Source organism: Terribacillus sp. DMT04 (assembly GCF_019056395.1).
Classification (GTDB): domain Bacteria; phylum Bacillota; class Bacilli; order Bacillales; family Amphibacillaceae; genus Terribacillus; species Terribacillus aidingensis_A.
The window spans coordinates 2,376,702-2,395,461 of record NZ_CP077639.1 but is presented as its reverse complement, the minus strand read 5'-3'; the positions used below and the strand labels follow the sequence as shown (position 1 = coordinate 2,395,461).

The 18,760-nt window shown below is 41.7% G+C and carries 21 protein-coding genes; 13 read left to right on the top strand and 8 right to left on the bottom strand.

Features of this window, described 5'->3' with window-relative positions; translation table 11 throughout:
* Positions 1-14: 14 nt before the first annotated feature.
* Positions 15-1,508 carry a glycosyltransferase family 2 protein gene (locus KS242_RS12705; protein WP_217321668.1) on the bottom strand — a complete coding sequence of 498 codons (1,494 nt, stop codon included), beginning with the start codon at positions 1,506-1,508 and terminating at the stop codon, positions 15-17.
* 234 nt (positions 1,509-1,742) lie between these two features.
* On the opposite strand from KS242_RS12705, the gene KS242_RS12700 reads away from it, so the two are divergent.
* Entirely contained in the window at positions 1,743-2,366 is a 624-nt protein-coding gene (locus KS242_RS12700) for a nuclear transport factor 2 family protein (RefSeq protein ID WP_217321667.1), read from the top strand.
* A 153-nt stretch (positions 2,367-2,519) separates the two neighbouring features.
* Positions 2,520-3,443, top strand: coding sequence for a UDP-N-acetylmuramate dehydrogenase (gene murB, locus KS242_RS12695; RefSeq protein WP_217321666.1), 924 nt, complete (start codon positions 2,520-2,522; stop codon positions 3,441-3,443).
* Positions 3,444-3,495: 52 nt separating this feature from the next.
* Here murB and KS242_RS12690 read toward each other — a convergent pair whose 3' ends face one another.
* From KS242_RS12690 to KS242_RS12675, 4 genes are all read right to left on the bottom strand, one after another.
* The gene (locus tag KS242_RS12690) at positions 3,496-4,464 is read right to left on the bottom strand and encodes a sodium:calcium antiporter (protein ID WP_217321665.1); all 969 of its coding nucleotides are present in this window, start codon (positions 4,462-4,464) and stop codon (positions 3,496-3,498) included.
* 137 nt (positions 4,465-4,601) lie between these two features.
* Entirely contained in the window at positions 4,602-6,056 is a 1,455-nt protein-coding gene (gene katA, locus KS242_RS12685; protein ID WP_217321664.1) for a catalase KatA, read from the bottom strand.
* Between the two features lie 472 nt (positions 6,057-6,528).
* Complete coding sequence (locus tag KS242_RS12680; protein ID WP_217321663.1) at positions 6,529-6,957, bottom strand: BrxA/BrxB family bacilliredoxin; 429 nt, start codon at positions 6,955-6,957, stop codon at positions 6,529-6,531.
* A gap of 4 nt (positions 6,958-6,961) precedes the next feature.
* Positions 6,962-8,086, bottom strand: a complete 1,125-nt coding sequence (locus tag KS242_RS12675; protein WP_217321662.1) for a conserved virulence factor C family protein — start codon at positions 8,084-8,086, stop codon at positions 6,962-6,964.
* 233 nt (positions 8,087-8,319) lie between these two features.
* Here KS242_RS12675 and KS242_RS12670 point away from each other — a divergent pair, with 233 nt between their 5' ends.
* From KS242_RS12670 to KS242_RS12645, 6 genes are all read left to right on the top strand, one after another.
* The gene (locus tag KS242_RS12670; protein ID WP_217321661.1) at positions 8,320-8,940 is read left to right on the top strand and encodes a DedA family protein; all 621 of its coding nucleotides are present in this window, start codon (positions 8,320-8,322) and stop codon (positions 8,938-8,940) included.
* A 12-nt stretch (positions 8,941-8,952) separates the two neighbouring features.
* Positions 8,953-9,801 (top strand): undecaprenyl-diphosphate phosphatase, encoded by an 849-nt coding sequence (locus KS242_RS12665; RefSeq protein WP_217321660.1) that lies wholly within the window; start codon positions 8,953-8,955, stop codon positions 9,799-9,801.
* 94 nt (positions 9,802-9,895) lie between these two features.
* Positions 9,896-10,069, top strand: coding sequence for a hypothetical protein (locus KS242_RS12660; protein ID WP_217321659.1), 174 nt, complete (start codon positions 9,896-9,898; stop codon positions 10,067-10,069).
* The gene (locus tag KS242_RS12655) at positions 10,066-10,287 is read left to right on the top strand and encodes an alpha/beta-type small acid-soluble spore protein (protein WP_217321658.1); all 222 of its coding nucleotides are present in this window, start codon (positions 10,066-10,068) and stop codon (positions 10,285-10,287) included. Before KS242_RS12660 ends, KS242_RS12655 begins: the two co-directional genes overlap by 4 nt.
* Before the next feature lie 49 nt (positions 10,288-10,336).
* Positions 10,337-10,468: a YfhD family protein gene (locus KS242_RS12650; protein WP_084160843.1), complete on the top strand. Its 132-nt coding sequence runs from the start codon at positions 10,337-10,339 to the stop codon at positions 10,466-10,468.
* A gap of 66 nt (positions 10,469-10,534) precedes the next feature.
* Positions 10,535-11,149: a spore coat protein gene (locus tag KS242_RS12645; RefSeq protein ID WP_254391703.1), complete on the top strand. Its 615-nt coding sequence runs from the start codon at positions 10,535-10,537 to the stop codon at positions 11,147-11,149.
* Positions 11,150-11,185: 36 nt separating this feature from the next.
* Here the strand turns inward: KS242_RS12645 and tlp are convergent, their stop codons facing one another.
* Positions 11,186-11,419: a small acid-soluble spore protein Tlp gene (gene tlp, locus KS242_RS12640; RefSeq protein WP_217321656.1), complete on the bottom strand. Its 234-nt coding sequence runs from the start codon at positions 11,417-11,419 to the stop codon at positions 11,186-11,188.
* A gap of 56 nt (positions 11,420-11,475) precedes the next feature.
* Complete coding sequence (locus tag KS242_RS12635; protein WP_217321655.1) at positions 11,476-12,210, bottom strand: YqcI/YcgG family protein; 735 nt, start codon at positions 12,208-12,210, stop codon at positions 11,476-11,478.
* Between the two features lie 166 nt (positions 12,211-12,376).
* Here KS242_RS12635 and KS242_RS12630 point away from each other — a divergent pair, with 166 nt between their 5' ends.
* The 4 genes from KS242_RS12630 to KS242_RS12615 all read left to right on the top strand — a co-directional run bounded on the left by KS242_RS12630 (position 12,377) and on the right by KS242_RS12615 (position 16,060).
* Positions 12,377-13,327 (top strand): ABC transporter permease, encoded by a 951-nt coding sequence (locus tag KS242_RS12630; protein WP_217321654.1) that lies wholly within the window; start codon positions 12,377-12,379, stop codon positions 13,325-13,327.
* Positions 13,320-14,270 carry an iron chelate uptake ABC transporter family permease subunit gene (locus KS242_RS12625; protein ID WP_217321653.1) on the top strand — a complete coding sequence of 317 codons (951 nt, stop codon included), beginning with the start codon at positions 13,320-13,322 and terminating at the stop codon, positions 14,268-14,270. The genes KS242_RS12630 and KS242_RS12625 overlap by 8 nt, the downstream gene beginning before the upstream one ends.
* Positions 14,267-15,022, top strand: a complete 756-nt coding sequence (locus tag KS242_RS12620) for an iron ABC transporter ATP-binding protein (protein ID WP_217321652.1) — start codon at positions 14,267-14,269, stop codon at positions 15,020-15,022. The genes KS242_RS12625 and KS242_RS12620 overlap by 4 nt, the downstream gene beginning before the upstream one ends.
* Before the next feature lie 96 nt (positions 15,023-15,118).
* Positions 15,119-16,060: a siderophore ABC transporter substrate-binding protein gene (locus KS242_RS12615; protein WP_217321651.1), complete on the top strand. Its 942-nt coding sequence runs from the start codon at positions 15,119-15,121 to the stop codon at positions 16,058-16,060.
* A gap of 421 nt (positions 16,061-16,481) precedes the next feature.
* On the opposite strand, the gene KS242_RS12610 is transcribed toward KS242_RS12615, so the two are convergent.
* Positions 16,482-17,549: a nitric oxide synthase oxygenase gene (locus KS242_RS12610; protein ID WP_217321650.1), complete on the bottom strand. Its 1,068-nt coding sequence runs from the start codon at positions 17,547-17,549 to the stop codon at positions 16,482-16,484.
* Between the two features lie 136 nt (positions 17,550-17,685).
* Here KS242_RS12610 and KS242_RS12605 point away from each other — a divergent pair, with 136 nt between their 5' ends.
* Positions 17,686-18,750 carry a methyl-accepting chemotaxis protein gene (locus KS242_RS12605; RefSeq protein WP_217321649.1) on the top strand — a complete coding sequence of 355 codons (1,065 nt, stop codon included), beginning with the start codon at positions 17,686-17,688 and terminating at the stop codon, positions 18,748-18,750.
* The last annotated feature ends 10 nt before the right edge of the window (positions 18,751-18,760 follow it).

Genomic DNA, 18,760 nt, shown 5'->3' with positions numbered 1-18,760 from the left:
ATGTTGCTCCTCACTTACTGAAGATAAATTTTAGTGATAGAATCGCCTTCTGTCTTAAACGCAGGGATGCTTATATTATCCCATTGCTGAAGGAGGTACTGCACGACAGCTCGAATCTGATAATTTCGTAAGGTCTTATCCGCAGCATCATCGAATACTCTTTCATGATAGAGTGTGGAATTGAGCCAATGAATTTTAAATGAATCGGCCATTCGACAGAACATCATATAATCTGCAGCCTCCAGTAAGTTTTCCCCATTTATTTCTTCTTGCCATCCGCCTAGTTTATCTAAGGCCGACTTGCGGTACATCCGCGGACTGGGGCATTGTACATCGCTAAGTACGTGAATTTTATCGGTATATTCTGGTCCGCTTACTATCTTCCCTTCCTGCAATCCGGAAGACGGGTTATCATACCAAATCTTTTTGTTGGCATATAATAAGCCATAGGATTTATCCAGCTTGCTAAATTCAGCCAACATGATTTCGACGGCCTTCTCATCCAGCCAGTCATCTCCGTCTAATTCGAGTACATATTTACCAAGTGCATATCGTAAACCAACATTTAGAGCTTCCGCTTTTGTACCGTCCTTAATATGAAGCGGTATGATACGCGGGTCATTCACACTTGTTATCTTCTGCAGGGTATTATCTGTGGAACCAATATCAACGGCGACAATATGAATCTTAGTGTGCGTCTGATTTAATACACTGTTTAAGCATGTGTTAATGTAAGCGCCTTGATTGCGTGCTGTGATTAGAATGGTCACATCAGGAATATCTTTCCGTTTTTTGCGATGATCTAAGCTTGCGTTCATACTTTGCAAATATAATCCTTGAGGGCCGGTGATGGTTGTAAGTGATAAAGCGCCATTAACTCTATATTCCATCAGCGGATCGCGTATCAAACCGATCTCACCTTGCTCAAGCAGCCGGATCCAAAACTCGTAATCAGATACGACGCCATAGTCTGGATCATATCCGCCCGCTTTTTTGTAAGCAGATTGCCGAAATAGAAAAGAAGCGCCAATAAAACAGATAGACATTATTTCTTCTTTATCTCGATTCATCAGCGTTTCCATCGTTCGCAACCATTGTTCTGCATCTGCAAAGCGCTGACCTTCTTCATTGATTAGCCAGTAGTAAGAATAGAGCAGTACAGTATCTTCAGGTGCACGTTTCATATGGTTATAGAGTGTAAGCAGAAATAGTGGGTTTTGCCGATTATCGATTGATATCCATGTAAGATACGGGCAATCGGTTAGATAAGAAAATCCTTCATTTAAAGAATAAGAGATACCCATATTTTTCTTCCGGTATATGATTCTGTAAGGTATCGTCAAGCTTCTGGAAGCTTTGTAAACAGCTTCAACAGTATCTTGATTGGCACCATCAATAACAATGATTAATTTAAAATCGCGGTAGACTTGTTTTTCCATTGCTTCTATACATTCATAAACGTACGCTGCTTGCTGATTATATACAGGTAAGACAACTCCAATAGACATCTTTCTGCCTCCTCACATATGAAAATATGAAGAAAAACAGCAATTCATACTTTATCAGCTCATAAGTTCCTTTTGTTAATCAAAAATATTTTTAATATGCTGCCGCTAACAGGCTAAAATGAGCTGTCTGGCTTTCTAATCGAGAGACATCAAGATACAATTGTGGTAATCGTTTATTTTCGCAGAGAGACGGAGAACCTCTGGATGAGCGAACAAAGAATGGAGTGCAGACAAATGAATCAAACAGTTATAACATTAACGACTGGAGAAAAAATTTATACAATTGCATCAGAAGAGCAGATACTGCAGCAAATCACCAACAACCAAGGCTTGATGAATAAAGCTTTTGTGGTGATAGGAGATGTACATATTGCAACAGCGCATATAGTGAAAATAGAAGGTCCAAAACAGAAACAGGAAGAATTTGTTCATCCTCCGGAAAAGACTGAACAAGCTGAAGAAATAAACAAAACGGAACATACAGGGAAAAAAGAGGATAATCAAAATCAAATAGAACTGCTGGAGCAAGAGCTGCGAGAAGCAATGCAAACACGCGATATTTTTGCATTGGATACGCTATTGCACGATGACCTTGTATTTGTTAATCATGAAGGAACCTATATAACGAAAGAGATGGATTTAGAAGCGCATCGCACACTTGCTGTACGTTTTACCAAAGTCTCTTGTTCTGATCTGCAGATTAAACCAACAAAGGATGGTGCGGTAACCATTTCCAAGGTTCGTTTAGAGGGGCAAGAAGGAGAAGCGAAAATCGAAGGAGATTTCATTTATACTCGCGTGTGGCAGCTGATAGGGGAGGAGTATCAAGTTATCGCTGGTCATTGTACAAAGCTATAAATGATAGCCATTGCTGCAAGCATTGCATAAACTATAGGTGTCTGGCCTAACGGGTAAATAAGAGCATTGTCACGTATGTGAAATGTGGTATACAATAAAAGTTAGGGCACGCTGATATAGAAGCGGCTTAATACAGTTATGAGGGATTAAACGATGAATGTAATGACATTGGAAAGAGACATAAAGCAACTTGTAGAAGCGAAAGATGTTTTGGTTGGTGCACCGCTTGCTGATTACACATACACCAAGGTGGGCGGTAAGGCGGATGTACTAGTATTTCCTAAAAGCTACACCGAGATAGAAAAAGTGGTTGCTTATACAAAAGAAAACAGCATACCATTAACGATTCTAGGAAACGCCTCAAATGTTATTATTCAAGATGGCGGATTACGCGGAGTGGTCTTAATCTTAACGGGACTGGATGAAGTGAAAGTGGAAGGAAACCGGATAACAGCACAGTCTGGTGCAGCTATTATTGATGTTAGCAGAACTGCTCACGACGTGAGTTTGACTGGTTTAGAATTTGCTTGTGGTATTCCAGGTTCCGTAGGCGGTGCATTGTACATGAATGCAGGTGCTTACGGCGGGGAAGTGAAAGATGTGCTAGAGCAAGTGGTCGTTATTACGGATGCAGGAGAGCGAAAAGTGATGACGCGCGACGAATTGGAGCTCAGCTACCGTACGAGTATTTTGCAGAAAAATAACTTTATCGCGGTTGAAGCAACCTTCGTATTAACAGAAGGGGAGCAAACGGCGATTAAGGCTAAGATGGATGAGCTAACGTATTTGCGTGAATCCAAGCAGCCTCTTGAATATCCTTCTTGCGGCAGTGTCTTCCAGCGTCCTCCTGGTCATTTTGCCGGAAAATTGATTATGGATGCTGATCTGCAATTGACACGTATTGGCGGAGTAGAAGTCTCAGGAAAGCATGCTGGCTTTATGGTGAATGTAGACAATGGAACAGCTACAGATTATATTAATTTAATTGGCCATGTACAAAAGACAGTAAAAGAAAAGTTCGATGTTAGTTTGGAGCGTGAAGTGCGGATTATTGGGGATGCACCAGGTCAAGAATAATAAAAAAGAGAAGCTCATGGATTTCATTCCATCTGTGAGCTTCTCTTTTTTATTATCCTGCAAAAATCAAATATCCTATTGTCCCAATGTAGCAGAGTACTACAACCAAGCTGGGCAAGGAATAGGTAAGCGTTGATTGAGAATGTTTACGCATAAGAATTAACATGGCGATGGCAGTCAGTACAAAGCCAATGATTGCAATAAGCATGACATTGTTGCTTGTATCCTGCCAAATGCTTCCTTCTGTATACACAATATCTGCTAATGCAATGACCGCAATATTGAATAAGTTGCTGCCAAAGATTGTTCCGACAGCGAGATTGCTGTTTCCCAGCTTTAATGCTGTATAGACACTGACGGCATCTGGAAGAGAAGTTGCAGCTGCAATTAAGATGCTGCCGACGATAGTAGCGCTTATTCCAGTGGAAGCAGCTAGCGCATCACCAGAGATAGTTAAGACACTGCCGACAATAAGAATCATAACAGCAAATAAAAAGAATCGAAACTTTGCTTGAGAAAGTGATTCTTCTTTTTCATGTGCTTCGTTAGGTTCCGTGTCGATATTTTTCTTTGATGTAATATACATACCAACAACGTAAATGATAACAATGATAAAGCTAGGTATGCTGACGTTGAATAAGGTATAACTGTGGGTAACAGCTAAAGCTGTAATGGCAGCGACACAAAGCGTTAAGGCAATTGTACCTGTATAAAGATGCTGTTTGCTTACTTGTAAAAATAATTGTTTGCTGCGGAAATGCAAATCGAAGAGAAACAAAACAAATAAGTTAAATAATAAACTGCCAAGTCCGTTGCCGACAGCTATATCCGGGTTATCAATAAGACCTGCACTTAATGTTGCAGTTAATTCTGGTAAGGAAGTACCTACAGCGAGCAGAACAGTACCAGTCAAAAAACCATTCATTTTGGATTTTCGGCTGATTGTATCGGCGTGATGAGATAGATGGATTGCAGCATATACAGATAGCGCTGCAGCTGTAATGAATATGACAGCTAGCAATAGAGGTGAAATAGGTCATCTTCCTTTCTGATGAAAAAACCATTCCACTTCTATTACCCTCAAAGGCCGAGCGAATAACAAAAAAATTGGTTTCTTCATAAAAAAGGCCAGGACAATATGTCCTGACCTTCCTTGATTTAGGCAGTTACAGTCGGAATGCTGATACCAAGACCATCAGCAACACGCTGTCCCCATTCTTTATCCGCTTTGTAGATATGACCTACAGCGCGTTCAAGGATTTCTTTTCTTGTTACAGGTTTCATTGCATCAACGAAGTTCTGTACAAGACGTGTTTTTTCATCGTCTGTCATGAGACGGTACAAGTCTCCTGGCTGCGTGTAATGATCGTTTTCATCATAACCAACACTATCTGCTTCGCCGGAAACTTCAAATGGTGCAATTTTGCTTGCTGGATCTTCTTTCGGACCGTTCAAGCTGTTCGGCTCGTAATAAACGCTGCTGCCGCCATTGTTGTCAAAACGCATTTGACCATCGCGCTGGTAGTTGTTTACTTCATTACGCGCACGGTTGATTGGAAGTGCTTGGTGGTTAGCACCTACACGATAACGATGAGCGTCATGATAAGCGAACAAACGACCTTGCAGCATTTTATCTGGAGATACATCAATACCAGGCACAAGTGTTCCAGGAGAGAATGTAGCTTGTTCTACTTCTGCAAAGTAGTTCTCTGGGTTGCGGTTTAATACCATACGGCCAACTTCGATTAGCGGGTAATCTTTTTGCGACCATACTTTTGTTACGTCGAATGGATCGAAGCGATATGTATTCGCATCTTCCATTGGCATGATTTGAACATAAAGCTTCCATTCAGGGAAATCGCCGTTTTCAATTGCATTGAATAGATCTTCTGTATGGTAATCTGGATGCTCACCTGCAATTTTTGCTGCAACAGCAGGATCCATGTTTTTCACACCTTGCTGCGTCTTGAAGTGATATTTCACCCAAACGCCTTCGCCTTGTTCGTTTACCCATTTGAATGTGTGGGAACCGAAACCGTGCATGTTGCGCAGTGTTGCAGGAATACCACGGTCAGACATCAGGATTGACACTTGGTGCAAGCTTTCAGGAGAAAGTGACCAGAAATCCCATACAGCATCTGGATTTTTCAAGTGTGTTTGCGGGTGTCTTTTTTGTGTATGAATAAAGTCAGGGAACTTGATTGCATCGCGGATAAAGAATACCGGTGTATTGTTACCAACTAGATCATAGTTTCCTTCTTCTGTGTAGAACTTAACAGCAAAACCGCGCGGGTCACGAACTGTATCAGCAGAGCCTAGTTCACCAGCTACTGTAGAGAAGCGGATAAACATATCTGTTTTCTTTCCTACTTCAGAAAGAAAAGCTGCTTTTGTATATTTAGAAACATCATTCGTAACTTCGAAGTAACCATGTGCGCCAGCGCCTTTTGCGTGTACAACACGTTCCGGAACACGTTCCCGGTTAAAGTGCGCTAGTTTTTCGAGCAGGTGTACGTCTTGGATCAGTGTCGGTCCACGAGATCCAGCGGTTAATGAATTCTGGTTATCTCCAACTGGAGCTCCCCAGCTAGTAGTTAATCTTTTATCTGCCAAGAAAATCACCTCAGAAATTAAGTAGTTTGTGAATCTATTTTTATAATAACATCTTTTTATTAGAAATCAATACTTAATTATAATAATTATAAACTTGGTAGTATTATAGATAAAAAAAGACAAGACAGCTTTTCGCCATCTTGCCTTCGCGTTTGTATGATATCGTTTACATTATAGTTTATAAAGAAGCCGCCCAAGTAAGCAGAGCGCACCCTAGTATACTGCCGCTAATCATCAGGTTTGTTTTCCACATTGGTACCCCTCCTTTGATAAATTTATTTTAACAAAATTTGAAAAGGCTTTCAATAATAAAATAACAAAATTAATTAAAAAAGGCAGGAGTGGGTCACCAGCCGCCCGTATCTACGATGTTAGCAGACTATAGCACTTGTTTTAATGTAAAAAGGCCGCCCCGTTCTGTGGATCAGTACACAGAACAGGTCGGCCTTTTCAATAGCATTTACCGCTGTTTTTACAAATTATTATTATAAGCAGTTGTCAGATTCGCAACAATTTCTTCTACATCATACCCTTCAATTTGTTCACGAGGAACGAAATGGACTAGTTTGCCATCCTGCATCAAGGCAACGGACGGAGAAGAAGGAGGTTGATCGGTAAAGTACTCACGCATTTTCTCAGTTGCTTCTTTATCTTGTCCAGCAAAAACCGTGACCAAATGGTCTGGTCTTTTCTCATTTTGCAATGATTGACGAACAGCTGGGCGCGCAAGACCTGCTGCACATCCGCAAACAGAGTTGACGACTACGAGCGTGCTGCCTTTTGCTTGTGCTGTGTATTCCTCGACTTGTTCTGCTGTAGTCAGCTCCTGAAAGCCTGCTTGGTTAAGTTCATCCCGCATAGGCTGTACTATTCCGCGCATGTATTCTTCATATGCATTCATTATCTTATTCCTCCTTTTGTTTCGCGGCCTTGGTCATCTGTTTCCAGACAGAACCTTTTGCTTCCTCGCCGCCGGCAATTCGTTCGATTGCCATGTTAAGCTGGAGTTTCACTTCAAACTCCGTTTCTTGCCGAGCTGCTTTTTCAAGCACTGGCAGACTGTCTGTGTCGCCTAGTTCATATAAGAACATGGCTCCGCGCCAGCGAACAATCCGGTTTGCATCAGCAAGTGTTGTTTCCATAGCCGGAGTGGCTTCTTTAAAGCCCAAATCAGACAAACAATCACCTGCTGTTCGTCTAACTGTGACAACTTTATCGCGAAGAGCGCGGTAAAGCAATGGAAGCACAGCTTTATCCTCAATCATGCCAAGATATGCAGTGGCAAGTCTGCGGATAGAGGCTTTCGGATCTTGCAACGCTCTATCCAAAAATGCCAGATGCTTCAAATCTGGTATAAGAGCATCCAGAGCCCGGTAGCGTACACGCCAATCATCTTCTTCCCATATTGCCATTGTCGGGTGAGGCCGTGAGGGAGGAGGAGCTTGTGGATTACGAGCACGTGTCACAAGCTCCTGCAGTCTTTCCGAACTATAGCTTGCCTGCAATTCCTCATAGATATCCTGTCCAACTTGTTCTGGCTCGCCGTAACGAGGATATTGCTCTTCCCATTTGCGAGCAAAAACAATATTATCATCTCCAGCAGCTTTCATCGCAGCTTCGGTGAAATGCGCGGGAAGGCCGATTCGCTTCTCTTGTCCATCAAAAAGCAGCTTGATTTGCATGGGTACCCCGTAAATTGTCTGAATAAGCACATCAACTTGTCCATCGTGTAAATCGTGTTCAGTTGTTGTTGCTTTGGGTCCCTGATTTGTTTCTCCGAATACTTCCCGAACAGAAGGAAGTATCGTTTCCCATGCTGTTTTTGGGTCTCTCTCCAAAGCCAGAAAGTCTGCTACGCGGTAAATGCCTGTCACGCCATCAATTTCAAACAGAGCTTTTATATATGCAGGGTAATCAGACGTAATGGCAGTGTGTTTGTAGTCCATGCTTTTGCCCATTGGCAGCATCTCGTCTATAACGATCTTCATCGAGTAAGGACTCGGGGTAGGCTCGATGGTCACGATTTTCATTTTAATTCCCCCTTAAGTAAGTAATCAATTTCTTCTTATTGACTATATCACAGACACTGCAGCAGGTGCGACAATACAGCACTAGGACTAGAGACGGTACAAATGAAGGCTCTGCTTCTATTAAACTGAAGACAGCAGCCTAATAGAATGTTAATTATCCGTAAAAAATTCCACTTTTCTGTACATAGAATGCTATAATGATTTTGAAAATAATTTACGTTTGGAGTTGTGAAATGGATAATTGGATAACGCAGTTTATGGAGCAATTCGGTTACTTTGCAATCGTATTGCTGATGGCAGGCGAAAACGTTTTTCCGCCGATTCCATCTGAGATCATCCTGCTGTTCGGCGGCTTCCTGACAACTACTTCAGCTAGTGTGACAGTAGTTGGTGTCATTATTGCGGCGACAATCGGTGCAGTAATTGGAGCTGTTATCCTATACGGTATCGGACTTCTCTTGGATGTGGAACGTCTGGAGAAAATCGTAGATCGCTGGGGACATATTTTGCGCATTAAAAAAGAAGACATACATAAAGCGGATGCTTGGTTCGATAAATATGGGGTATGGACAATTTTTCTTTGCCGTTTCGTTCCAGTAATACGGAGTTTAATCTCCATTCCGGCCGGCATGTCCAATATGAATTTTGGCCTGTTTTTAATATTTACGACATTAGGTACGCTCATTTGGAATACGGTATTAGTATTACTCGGTATGTGGCTTGGAGAGTCTTGGGCAACAGTGGAAACTTATTTGGGCTATTACCAAGATGTTGTCATCGTTGTGCTGGCAATAGTGTTCGTCCTGTTTGTCATTTGGTTTATCAGACGTAACAAGAAGAAAAAAAGTAGTTAGAGGAGAAGTAGCATGAGTTTTATTGAGTTTATGTCAGCTCTTATAATGGGGCTGGTTGAAGGATTGACGGAGTTTGCTCCAGTTTCATCCACAGGTCATTTAATCATCGTGGATGATATGTGGCTGAAGATTCATGAATTGTTTAATGATGAGGTTGCCAATACCTTCATTATTGTCATTCAGCTTGGCTCTATATTGGCATCTGTTATCGTCTTTTGGGACAAGTTCATGCAGATATTAGGGATACGTAAACTGCAAGGAAAAGAAGAAAAGCTGCCAGGCCAAGAGAACAGATTCAATTTGGGCATGGTCATTGTAGGGTTGCTTCCAGCTGGTGTTCTTGGTCTTTTGTTTGATGACTTGATTGACAAGTATTTGTTCTCTGTATGGTACGTGATTCTTGCATTGGTTGTGGGTGCTTTCTTAATGATCTATGCAGATCGTGTTTCAGCGAAGAAGGCAGAAACAATTGATTCCTTGGATGGTTTAACGTACAAGAAAGCATTCTTAATCGGGTTATTCCAATGTATCGCTTTGTGGCCTGGTTTCTCCCGTTCAGGTGCAACAATTTCGGGCGGTGTTATTCTCGGATTAAACCACCGCGTGGCTTCAGACTTTACATTTATTATGGCTGTACCAATTATGGCTGGTGCCAGTCTTGTGTCCTTGCGTAATCACTTGCACGCTTTTACACCTGATGTAATTCCATTCTTTGTGGTCGGATTCATCAGTGCATTTGTGTTCGCGTTGATTGCCATCCGAACTTTCTTAAAAATTATCTCGAAATACAAACTTGTTCCGTTTGCTTTTTACCGTATTGGTTTAGCAATCGTGATCTTAATTCTTTTGATCATTAGTTGATCCCTATAATTAGGGGTCTTTTTTTTGGCTAGAAGTGGCTTTCATATTATGAGACGTAAAGCGAAAACTAATGCAGAAAGGAGGAGGAGTAATCATGAAAAAGCAAACACATCGCGTAGATGGCGGTTTATGGATTGATGATACGTATCAGCCAGGCATGGAAGAAGGGCTTACAGCAAACCGTGACGAACAGAATCCGAAGAAGCATGTACAAGCTGATTATGAAGGCAATACGGGAGATAAAAATACGTTAGGGCATTATCGATGACCAGGCGAAACCGAATTCTCGTACCAGGAGCCCGCAAAGGATTAGATGAATTGAAGCACAAAATCATTCGCGAGGCAAACGAGCCTTACCGAGCGGAGCAGGCGGAGGATTTAGGTAGCAAAACGAGCAGGGAGAATGGTAAAGCAGGTGGTAGTATTGGCGGCAGCATGGTCCGTGAAATGGTTCGAATGGCCGAAGAAAATCTAAAGCATCGATAAGGAGGAAAAACGCATGAACGAAAACGACAGATCGTTAGAAAATTATTATATGCGGTATACCGACTTAGATGGGGATGGAAAAGATATTTCCTTTTCGCAGGAAGAAGCAGACGTCGATGATTTAGAAGCGCAAGCTCGGTCTGATGCAGCTGACGCACGAGTTGCAAAAAGGCACAAATAACCGGTTATAAGAGCGCTCACATCAGCCATACTAACAAAGCACGACATTCTCAAGGGGGTATTTACTTTGGAAAATAACATGCAGACAGCACAAACAAACCAGCCGACTACGTTGCATGGCAGACAGAATCATGGAGGTCATGAAATTTATGATACACATGAGATCCTGACTGGGATGATTGGTCTTATTGACCAATACACGATTTATGATCAATTCATCCAGGATCCTGAGTTAAAGACCATTGCGACAAACCAGAGTAACTTCTTAAAACAAACGTATAACACGATGGTTGAATCCTTTAAAACAGGACAAGACCCGACCGTGCCGACAACTTCATATAAAATGCAGCAAAGCAATGATGTTGTATACGGATTGACACCTTCTCAACCGAAAAAGCCAATCACATCGGCTAATGAAGTAACCGAACAGTGTGTGTCGACATATTTGCTTTGTCAGGCAAAAAGTCTTGCAGCCATGAGTGCGCAAAGTGCTTGTGAAATCACCAACCCAGTATTAAGAAGGGTTGTCGCTGATTCTGTGCCAAACTTAATTGAAATGAGCTATGAGATATTCTTGTATCAAAACAAACATCATTATTACCAGGTAGCACAATTGCAGCCGAGTGATATGGCAGCCTTGCTGCAAAGTTATGATACCGTACCAATGAATCAAACGCATTAAATACAAAGAAGGTCCGCCATTTGGCGGACCTTTTGCTTAATGTTCTCTTCGCTGTTGATAATTTGCTTCTTCTTTCAGCTCACTTCGCAAGCTATCTACAGCTGCAGCACGGCGGTCATTTTTTTCCTTTAAGAAGGAAACTTCTTCATCTGTCAAATGCTCGCTATTTGCTTTGACAAAATCCTCCGTTTGATGCACATTCTGCAGTGTATGCTGGATAGTATCTTCAATACGTTCGGCATTGTCGGCACGGTTGTCTGGTTTTGGCATAGAGATATACCTCCTTTTCAAGCAGATAACAATTAGTATCCGCTATCTAAAAAAAGTTATGTATCTCTTAGTTCCTTATGATGAAATGGACATTTACCGAGATCAGGTTCGGCATTGTCTCCAATGAAGTACTGCTTCCATTCCCGATGATCACGATCGCCGAAATGTCCGATATCAGGATGCTTTGGTAGCTGATCCCAGTGTTCAACACGCTCCCGTACCGAGCCTCTGGATTTTACACCTGCTGGCTTATCTCCTTCAAGTCCGTCAAAGATACTGCGCGGCTGCAAACCAATAACAAGAGAAGGGCCCAAGTCACGTGTGATGCGCTGTTTGTATGCCGGCGTATTACCGAACAGAAAGTAAGCTTCTCCGCCGATGTGATAGTCAAACAAAAAGTGATCAGGATCACGCGGACGCTCAAGCGGCCAAGGAACATCATCGACTTCATGCAGCTCCTGCAGAAACCGCCAGAAATAATCCTGGTAGTAAGCTAAGTCTTCTTCTTCCTTTTCAGGTTCAAAAAATAAAAATAATCCCCGCCGCACCTTTTTTTCCTGTGTGTGCATTAACTGCGTAAATGCATTGATCACGTTCAGTGCGCCTTTCCAGTCATTATGAGGAATAAATCCATAGCGCAAATCACCTTTTTTTTGAGCGGCAATACCAAAATAGCAAGGAAAATCTTTTTTACTAACTGTTTCAGCGAATGGCTGATAGGCCTTTAGTGCCCAGTCAGGAAGCTCTTTGTTGTCAGCATGAATATCGTTTTTCTCAAACAGGGGTAACATGTGAACGCTCCTTTGTTATGTTAAAGAATTTCGATAGGAATATTGAAAAATTGAAACGATTTCCAATAACCTATTGACGATGCTATTCTCATTCACTATACTAAAATGAGAATCTAATTGATAATGAATATCAGTATCAATGATGCTGCTGAAGAGGTTGTCGCGTATGAAGTTAATGTATTTAGTAATTGTTACTGTTCTATTAGCTGGTTGTTCCCTTTTTGTAGGTGTAGAAAACGTCACATTTTCTGCACTTTGGAACATGGAACCAGAAGCCTGGAACATCGTTATAATCAGCCGGCTTCCCCGAATGCTAAGTATTATCATGGCGGGGGTAAGCTTGGGGATTTGTGGTTTGATTATGCAGCAGCTGACACAAAACAAATTTGTATCTCCTACAACAGCTGGAACGATGGATTGGGCAAGATTAGGCATTCTTGTATCCTTGCTTTTCTTTACAGATGCAAGTCCAATTTTGAAGATGTGCATCGCTGCTGCTTTTGCACTGTTCGGCACATTGCTGTTTATGGGAATTCTGCAAAGGCTGAAGCAAAAGGATACCATTTTTATTCCCTTGGTCGGTATTATGCTCGGGAACGTAGTCAGTTCTATTGCCACGTTTTTTGCTCTTAAGTTTGACTTGGTACAGAACATGTCATCTTGGCTGCAAGGAGACTTTTCCTTGATTATGGAAGGGCGCTATGAATTGCTATACATAAGTGTTCCGCTTCTCGTTCTTGCATTCTTATTCGCTAACATGTTCACTGTCGCGGGTATGGGTGAAGACTTTGCTACCAATTTAGGGCTGCCTTACAAGTATGTGGTAAATATAGGATTGATTATTGTGGCAATTATTACATCAGTAGTCATCCTGACTGTGGGTACCATTCCGTTTCTCGGATTGATTGTACCGAATATCGTCAGCATGTACCGCGGTGATCATTTGAAAAAGAGCATTTGGCATACTGGGGTTCTCGGGGCGTTATTCTTACTCGTATGTGATATTGCAGGGCGGATCATTATCTACCCATACGAAATTTCAGTTGGATTAATGGTAGGGGTCATCGGAACGGGTATCTTCCTTTATATGCTATTAAGGAGGAACGCCTATGCTTAAGCGAAAGATTATTATTTTAACCCTTGTCGCTTTGTCATTGGCTGGCCTGTACTTATTCATCCATATGAATTTCCAAGCAATGGAGTATCTGCTGCGAACACGACTCGAGAAGATTTTGGCTATGGTTTTATGCGCAGTGTCTATCGGCGTATCAACAGTTGTTTTCCAGACGTTAACGCATAATCGGATTTTAACACCGAGTATTATGGGTCTTGATAGTGTTTATATGTTTATCCAGACAATTGTTGTATTCCTGTTTGGTTCAGGAACATTTGTCATTATGCAGAGTGATGCGTATTTCTTCCTTACTATATTGCTTATGGTCGGGTTTGCTTTTGGGCTTTACCAGCTATTGTTCCGCAGAGGGCATAATAACTTATTCTTGCTCTTGCTGGTCGGACTTGTGCTAGGTACATTTTTCAGTAGTTTGTCCTCATTCATGCAGATGATTATCGACCCAAATGAGTTTCTATTAATACAAGATAAGATGTTTGCTAGCTTCACGAATGTGAATACTGATTTACTGCTTCTATCAACTGTTATCATAGCAGTGTTATGTGTATACATATTCCGTTATCGTCATTATTTTGATGTCATGTCAATCGGCAGAGATCATGCAGTGAACTTAGGCGTACCGTATGAAAAAATTGTTAAACGAATGTTTCTTGTTATTGCAGTGCTGGTAGCTGTTTCGACAGCTTTAGTGGGACCCATTACGTTTCTGGGTCTGCTGACGGCCAACTTAGCGAGAGAGTTTCTGCAGACATTCCGGCACACGTATCTGCTGGCAGCTGCAAGTTTACTCAGTATTATTGCTTTACTCGGCGGACAGCTGATTGTGGAAAGGGTCTTTTCCTTCTCGACACCGATTAGCGTTATTATCAATTTTGTCGGCGGCGTCTACTTCATTTATCTACTAATAAAGGAGAGTAAAAAGATATGATCGTAGCAGAAAAACTTTCCAAGTATTTTGGTTCCAAAAAAGTAATACAAGATGTATCTGTAGAGGTGCAGCGTGGAGCAATCACTTCTTTTATCGGACCGAATGGAGCAGGAAAAAGTACGTTGCTTTCTATGGTCAGTCGTCTGTTGAAGCAAGATGATGGTATTGTCTACTTGGATGGAAAGAACGTACATAAACAAAAGAGCAAGGACCTGGCAAAGACGATTGCGATTCTGCGACAGTCTAATGTCGTGCAAATGAAACTGACAGTGCGAGAATTAGTCAGCTTCGGCCGATTTCCTTACTCAAGCGGGAAGCTGACAGAGGAAGATGAACAGAAGATTAGCGAAGCAATTGCTTATGTGAATCTTGAAGAGTTGGAAGACAAGTATTTGAATGAACTGAGTGGCGGTCAGAGACAGCGTGCATTCATCGCAATGGTTCTGGCACAGGATACAGATTATATTTTGCTGGATGAACCACTTAATAATTTGGATATGAAGCATGCAGTCCAAATGATGAAACTGCTAAGGAAATTAGTCGAAGATTTCGGTAAGACAATACTGCTTGTCATTCACGACATTAATTTCGCTTCTGTTTACTCAGATCGAATCGTGGCGATGAAAGATGGCAGCATTATAGCGGAGGGACCAACCGACGATATTATTCAGTCAGATGTATTGAAGTCAATCTATGATTTGGATATAGACGTGCACAATATAAGCTGTAATCGAATCTGTGTGTATTTCTAAGCAATTGACAGGTTAAAGGGGTGATGCCGTTATGAAGCTAGCAGTCTTACTTAACCAAAAATACATCCACTACATACAAAAAGGAGAAGATCTATTATGAAGAAACTAACATTGCTAATGACTGGTTTATTGTTTGTCTTGCTGCTTGCAGCATGCGGAAGCAACTCGGATACTGCAAGCGGTGCAGATAAAAAAGAAGAGAAGCTGACAATTGAGCATGAACTCGGTACAACAGAAGTTGCCAAAAATCCAGACAAGATTGTAACGTTCGATATGGGCGCATTGGATACATTAGATAAACTAGGCGTCGATGTAACGGGTGTTGCACAGCAAAATCTGCCGGACTATCTATCTAAATACAGCGGCAGCGACTATGAAAATGCCGGTGGGTTAAAAGAACCAGACCTGGAAAAAATAGCAGAAATTAGCCCGGATGTTATCTTCATCTCCGGTCGTCAAAGTGATTTCTACGAGCAGCTTAGTGAGCTGGCACCGACAATATATATCGGAATTGATACAACAGATTACATGAACTCCTTTAAGAAGAATACAGAAACAATTGCACAAATTGTAGGGAAAGAAGAAGAAGCCAAAACTGCATTAACTGAAGTAGATGATGCAATTGCGGACTTAAAGGCGAAAGCGGAAAACATGGATGGAAAAGCGTTAATTACGCTTGTTAATGACGGTAGTGTCAGTGCATACGGCAAGGAATCTCGTTTCGGTGTAATCCACGATGTTTACGGTGTGCCTACTGTGGACGAAACAATTGAATCTTCTACACATGGTCAGTCTGTAGGTTTTGAGTATATTTCTGAGAAGAATCCAGATTATCTATTTGTTGTAGACCGCGGAGCAGTTGTAGGTAAAGGTGCATCATCTGCTGAAAAAGTATTGGATAATGAATTAGTTAATGATACAACAGCAGCGAAAGAAAACCAAATTACGTACTTAGATCCAGGTTACTGGTATCTATCAGGCGGCGGTTTGGAATCTGAGATGGAAAAAGTAAAAGAAATCTCCGACGCTTTGAAATAAGACAAGCAAGAGGAGTCTGGGACATAACTGTTTAAGCTATATAAAAATCCAAACAATACTGCAATTAAAAGCAGTATTGTTTGGATTTTTGCGTTGTAAAGGAATATGAGAGCATCGCTTCGGAAATACACTCCGCTTTCCTGCGGGCGGCTGGGGAGCCTTCCTCCCGCGAGAGTTTCCGTGTATTTCCTACGCTGATTCTTGTTATGAGGACCGATACTAGTATAGAAAGAATACGTAGACTCCTCGAAAATAAAAAGCGATTTTCTTGTCGGCGTCTACTTCAAAAGCCATTCTTGTCCGACGATAACAGCTAGATTTAGAAAGCAGCAGCTATCAGAGGGCTGCATGAAAAAGTATGGATCTAGTCATTGTTCGCTTTTAGGATGAATTAATCCTGTTTTGTCCCAGCCTCTTTTTTTCAATAGGCATTTTCTTGATAGAAATAATTTGGTTTAACGACTTTATTGGAATATGGCTTGTGGAAAATGTGAGTGGCGGCTGGCGACATTGGCGGGATAAGCCAACTCCACATTCCTGTTACATCACGACCGGCTTTTTGTTCTTGTTTTTCAAAGTGTGCAAATTGCTTTGCGGCGGTATGATGATCGACAATCGTAACACCGGCATCTTGAAAGGATTGCAAAACAGCACTATTTAATTCTACTAAAGCGCGGTCTTTCCATAGAGAAGAAGCACGTGTTTGGTCAAGATGGAGAAGTTCTGCTACTTGTGGAAGCATGTTATACCTATCTTCATCTGCTAAGTTTCGAGCTCCAATCTCTGTGCCCATATACCAGCCGTTAAAAGGCGCCGCGCTATATGTGATGCCTCCAATTTCCAATTTCATATCGGACACAATCGGAACTGCATACCAGCGCATTTCCAGTTCTTTAAAAGCAGGATAGTTTTCATGTTCAATGTTTACTTCTTTTATAATGGAAGCTGGTATTTCCTTTAACACAGGCTTTTGATTACCTGTTTGCACAACGATTGGCAGTATGTCAAAGGCAGTTCCTTTCCCTTCCCAGCCAAGCTCTTTACATATGGAAGTAAATTGAATGGAAGCTGGATCTCCGACAACTCCATTTTCTGTTTCATACCCGGCATAGCGGAGTAATTGATGATTCCATATACGAATGTTTGCATGGGGAGAGAATATCGTAATCATTGGTCGTACTTTTCCGTTGTTTGTTGCTTGTTCAATGTGCTGGAACAGCTGTTCTATAATTTGGTTTGTATCTGTTAGGTGTCGCGCATCTTGAACATGAAGGCTATTCCAGAAAAGACGACCGATACAACGGTTTGAATTTCGCCAAGCCATTCTCGCTCCATGTTCTATTTCTTCTATAGTATGGGTATAGGCAGAAGTTGCTTGTATCTCCTGTTTGATTTCTGACAAACGCCTTTCTATTGCCTGACTAGATTTACCGAGTTCATGGTAGCACGCTTGGATGAAAGCTGCTGCTTCTTCTACTATTGTTTGCATGGGCTGCTGCCTCCTTATTCAGCTGTAGTATAGCATGTGATTGGCAATTACATGCTTTTTGGAGAAAAATGTAGAAAAAGGTTCAAAGAATACTGTTCTCAGCCGATAGTAAAAAAGAGGGGAAAGGGGAGCGTATATGAGTAAGAAACTTGTAGTGAGTGTGTGGGGCGCAGGATATCTATATGCAGCTTTTTTGTTTTTACAAAATGAAAGGGTTTTCTCGCTTGGTTTATGGGTGAATCTAATTATTGGTCTTCACCTGGCAAGCGGAAGTGCAGCAATTTTACTTTTATATAGAAGGAACGCATCGGAAGAAACACCTGCTGTTATTGCCAATGATCCTATACAGGAAGAGCTGGCAGCGGCCCTCGAGCCAGCTATTGAAACGGCAAATAATACGGAAATATTTCTAATAGAGCAGACAAAAAAATCTTTACATCAAATTGTAACCGCTTTAGAAGGCGTGACAATTGGATCAGAGAACCAATCACATTCATCTGCTGAGCTGGCAGCTGCGATGCAGAAATTTGCTGAGAACATGATGATGGTCGCATTAAAAGGGGAAGATGCGAAAAAAGTTGCGGCTGAAATGCATGCGTTAACAAAAGAAGGAGCTTCCCATATGGACGACTCTGTGCTTCATATGAATACGGTAGCTGACAAGATCACGTTTTCTTTTGGCAAGGTAAAAGGATTGAATGGCAAAACAGATCAAATCAGCACATTGCTCAAAACAATAAAGGAGATTGCAGAACAGACGAATTTATTAGCTTTGAATGCTGCCATCGAAGCAGCGCGCGCAGGGGATCAAGGGCGTGGATTCGCAGTAGTGGCGGATGAAGTGCGTAAGTTATCTGATCAAGTACGCATTGCTGTGAGCGATATTACGAGTGTATTTCAAGCTATTCAGACAGAATCGAAAGCTGCAGTTGAGGCGCTTGGTGAAGGTAATGCCGCCGCAGCGGCTGGATCTGAAAAGGTAGTAACTACACAACGCACGTTTGCGGAGCTGCAAAAAGAAATTCTGATCACAAGTGAGCAGGTGGAGGGGATAGCCGCAGCTATGTATGACGTGCTTGATAACACTCGAGGTATAACAGACAGCATCAACAATATTGTAACAGTCGCTGAGCAGAATGCCGCCAGTATGCAAGAAGTCACCGCAATCACACAAGATATACAGCAGAAATTTTATCAGTAAAAAAAGCGAC

Coding starts and splice junctions, on each gene's coding strand:
- KS242_RS12655 (WP_217321658.1), top strand. CDS start 10,066: ATGACCAGGCGAAACCGAATTCTCGTACCAGGAGCCCGCAAAGGATTA.
- KS242_RS12675 (WP_217321662.1), bottom strand. CDS start 8,086: ATGAAAATCGTGACCATCGAGCCTACCCCGAGTCCTTACTCGATGAAG.
- KS242_RS12665 (WP_217321660.1), top strand. CDS start 8,953: ATGAGTTTTATTGAGTTTATGTCAGCTCTTATAATGGGGCTGGTTGAA.
- KS242_RS12670 (WP_217321661.1), top strand. CDS start 8,320: ATGGATAATTGGATAACGCAGTTTATGGAGCAATTCGGTTACTTTGCA.
- KS242_RS12610 (WP_217321650.1), bottom strand. CDS start 17,549: ATGCAAACAATAGTAGAAGAAGCAGCAGCTTTCATCCAAGCGTGCTAC.
- KS242_RS12700 (WP_217321667.1), top strand. CDS start 1,743: ATGAATCAAACAGTTATAACATTAACGACTGGAGAAAAAATTTATACA.
- KS242_RS12680 (WP_217321663.1), bottom strand. CDS start 6,957: ATGAATGCATATGAAGAATACATGCGCGGAATAGTACAGCCTATGCGG.
- KS242_RS12605 (WP_217321649.1), top strand. CDS start 17,686: ATGAGTAAGAAACTTGTAGTGAGTGTGTGGGGCGCAGGATATCTATAT.
- KS242_RS12705 (WP_217321668.1), bottom strand. CDS start 1,508: ATGTCTATTGGAGTTGTCTTACCTGTATATAATCAGCAAGCAGCGTAC.
- KS242_RS12660 (WP_217321659.1), top strand. CDS start 9,896: ATGAAAAAGCAAACACATCGCGTAGATGGCGGTTTATGGATTGATGAT.
- KS242_RS12615 (WP_217321651.1), top strand. CDS start 15,119: ATGAAGAAACTAACATTGCTAATGACTGGTTTATTGTTTGTCTTGCTG.
- murB (WP_217321666.1), top strand. CDS start 2,520: ATGAATGTAATGACATTGGAAAGAGACATAAAGCAACTTGTAGAAGCG.
- KS242_RS12635 (WP_217321655.1), bottom strand. CDS start 12,210: ATGTTACCCCTGTTTGAGAAAAACGATATTCATGCTGACAACAAAGAG.
- KS242_RS12620 (WP_217321652.1), top strand. CDS start 14,267: ATGATCGTAGCAGAAAAACTTTCCAAGTATTTTGGTTCCAAAAAAGTA.
- KS242_RS12650 (WP_084160843.1), top strand. CDS start 10,337: ATGCGGTATACCGACTTAGATGGGGATGGAAAAGATATTTCCTTTTCG.
- tlp (WP_217321656.1), bottom strand. CDS start 11,419: ATGCCAAAACCAGACAACCGTGCCGACAATGCCGAACGTATTGAAGAT.
- KS242_RS12625 (WP_217321653.1), top strand. CDS start 13,320: ATGCTTAAGCGAAAGATTATTATTTTAACCCTTGTCGCTTTGTCATTG.
- KS242_RS12630 (WP_217321654.1), top strand. CDS start 12,377: ATGAAGTTAATGTATTTAGTAATTGTTACTGTTCTATTAGCTGGTTGT.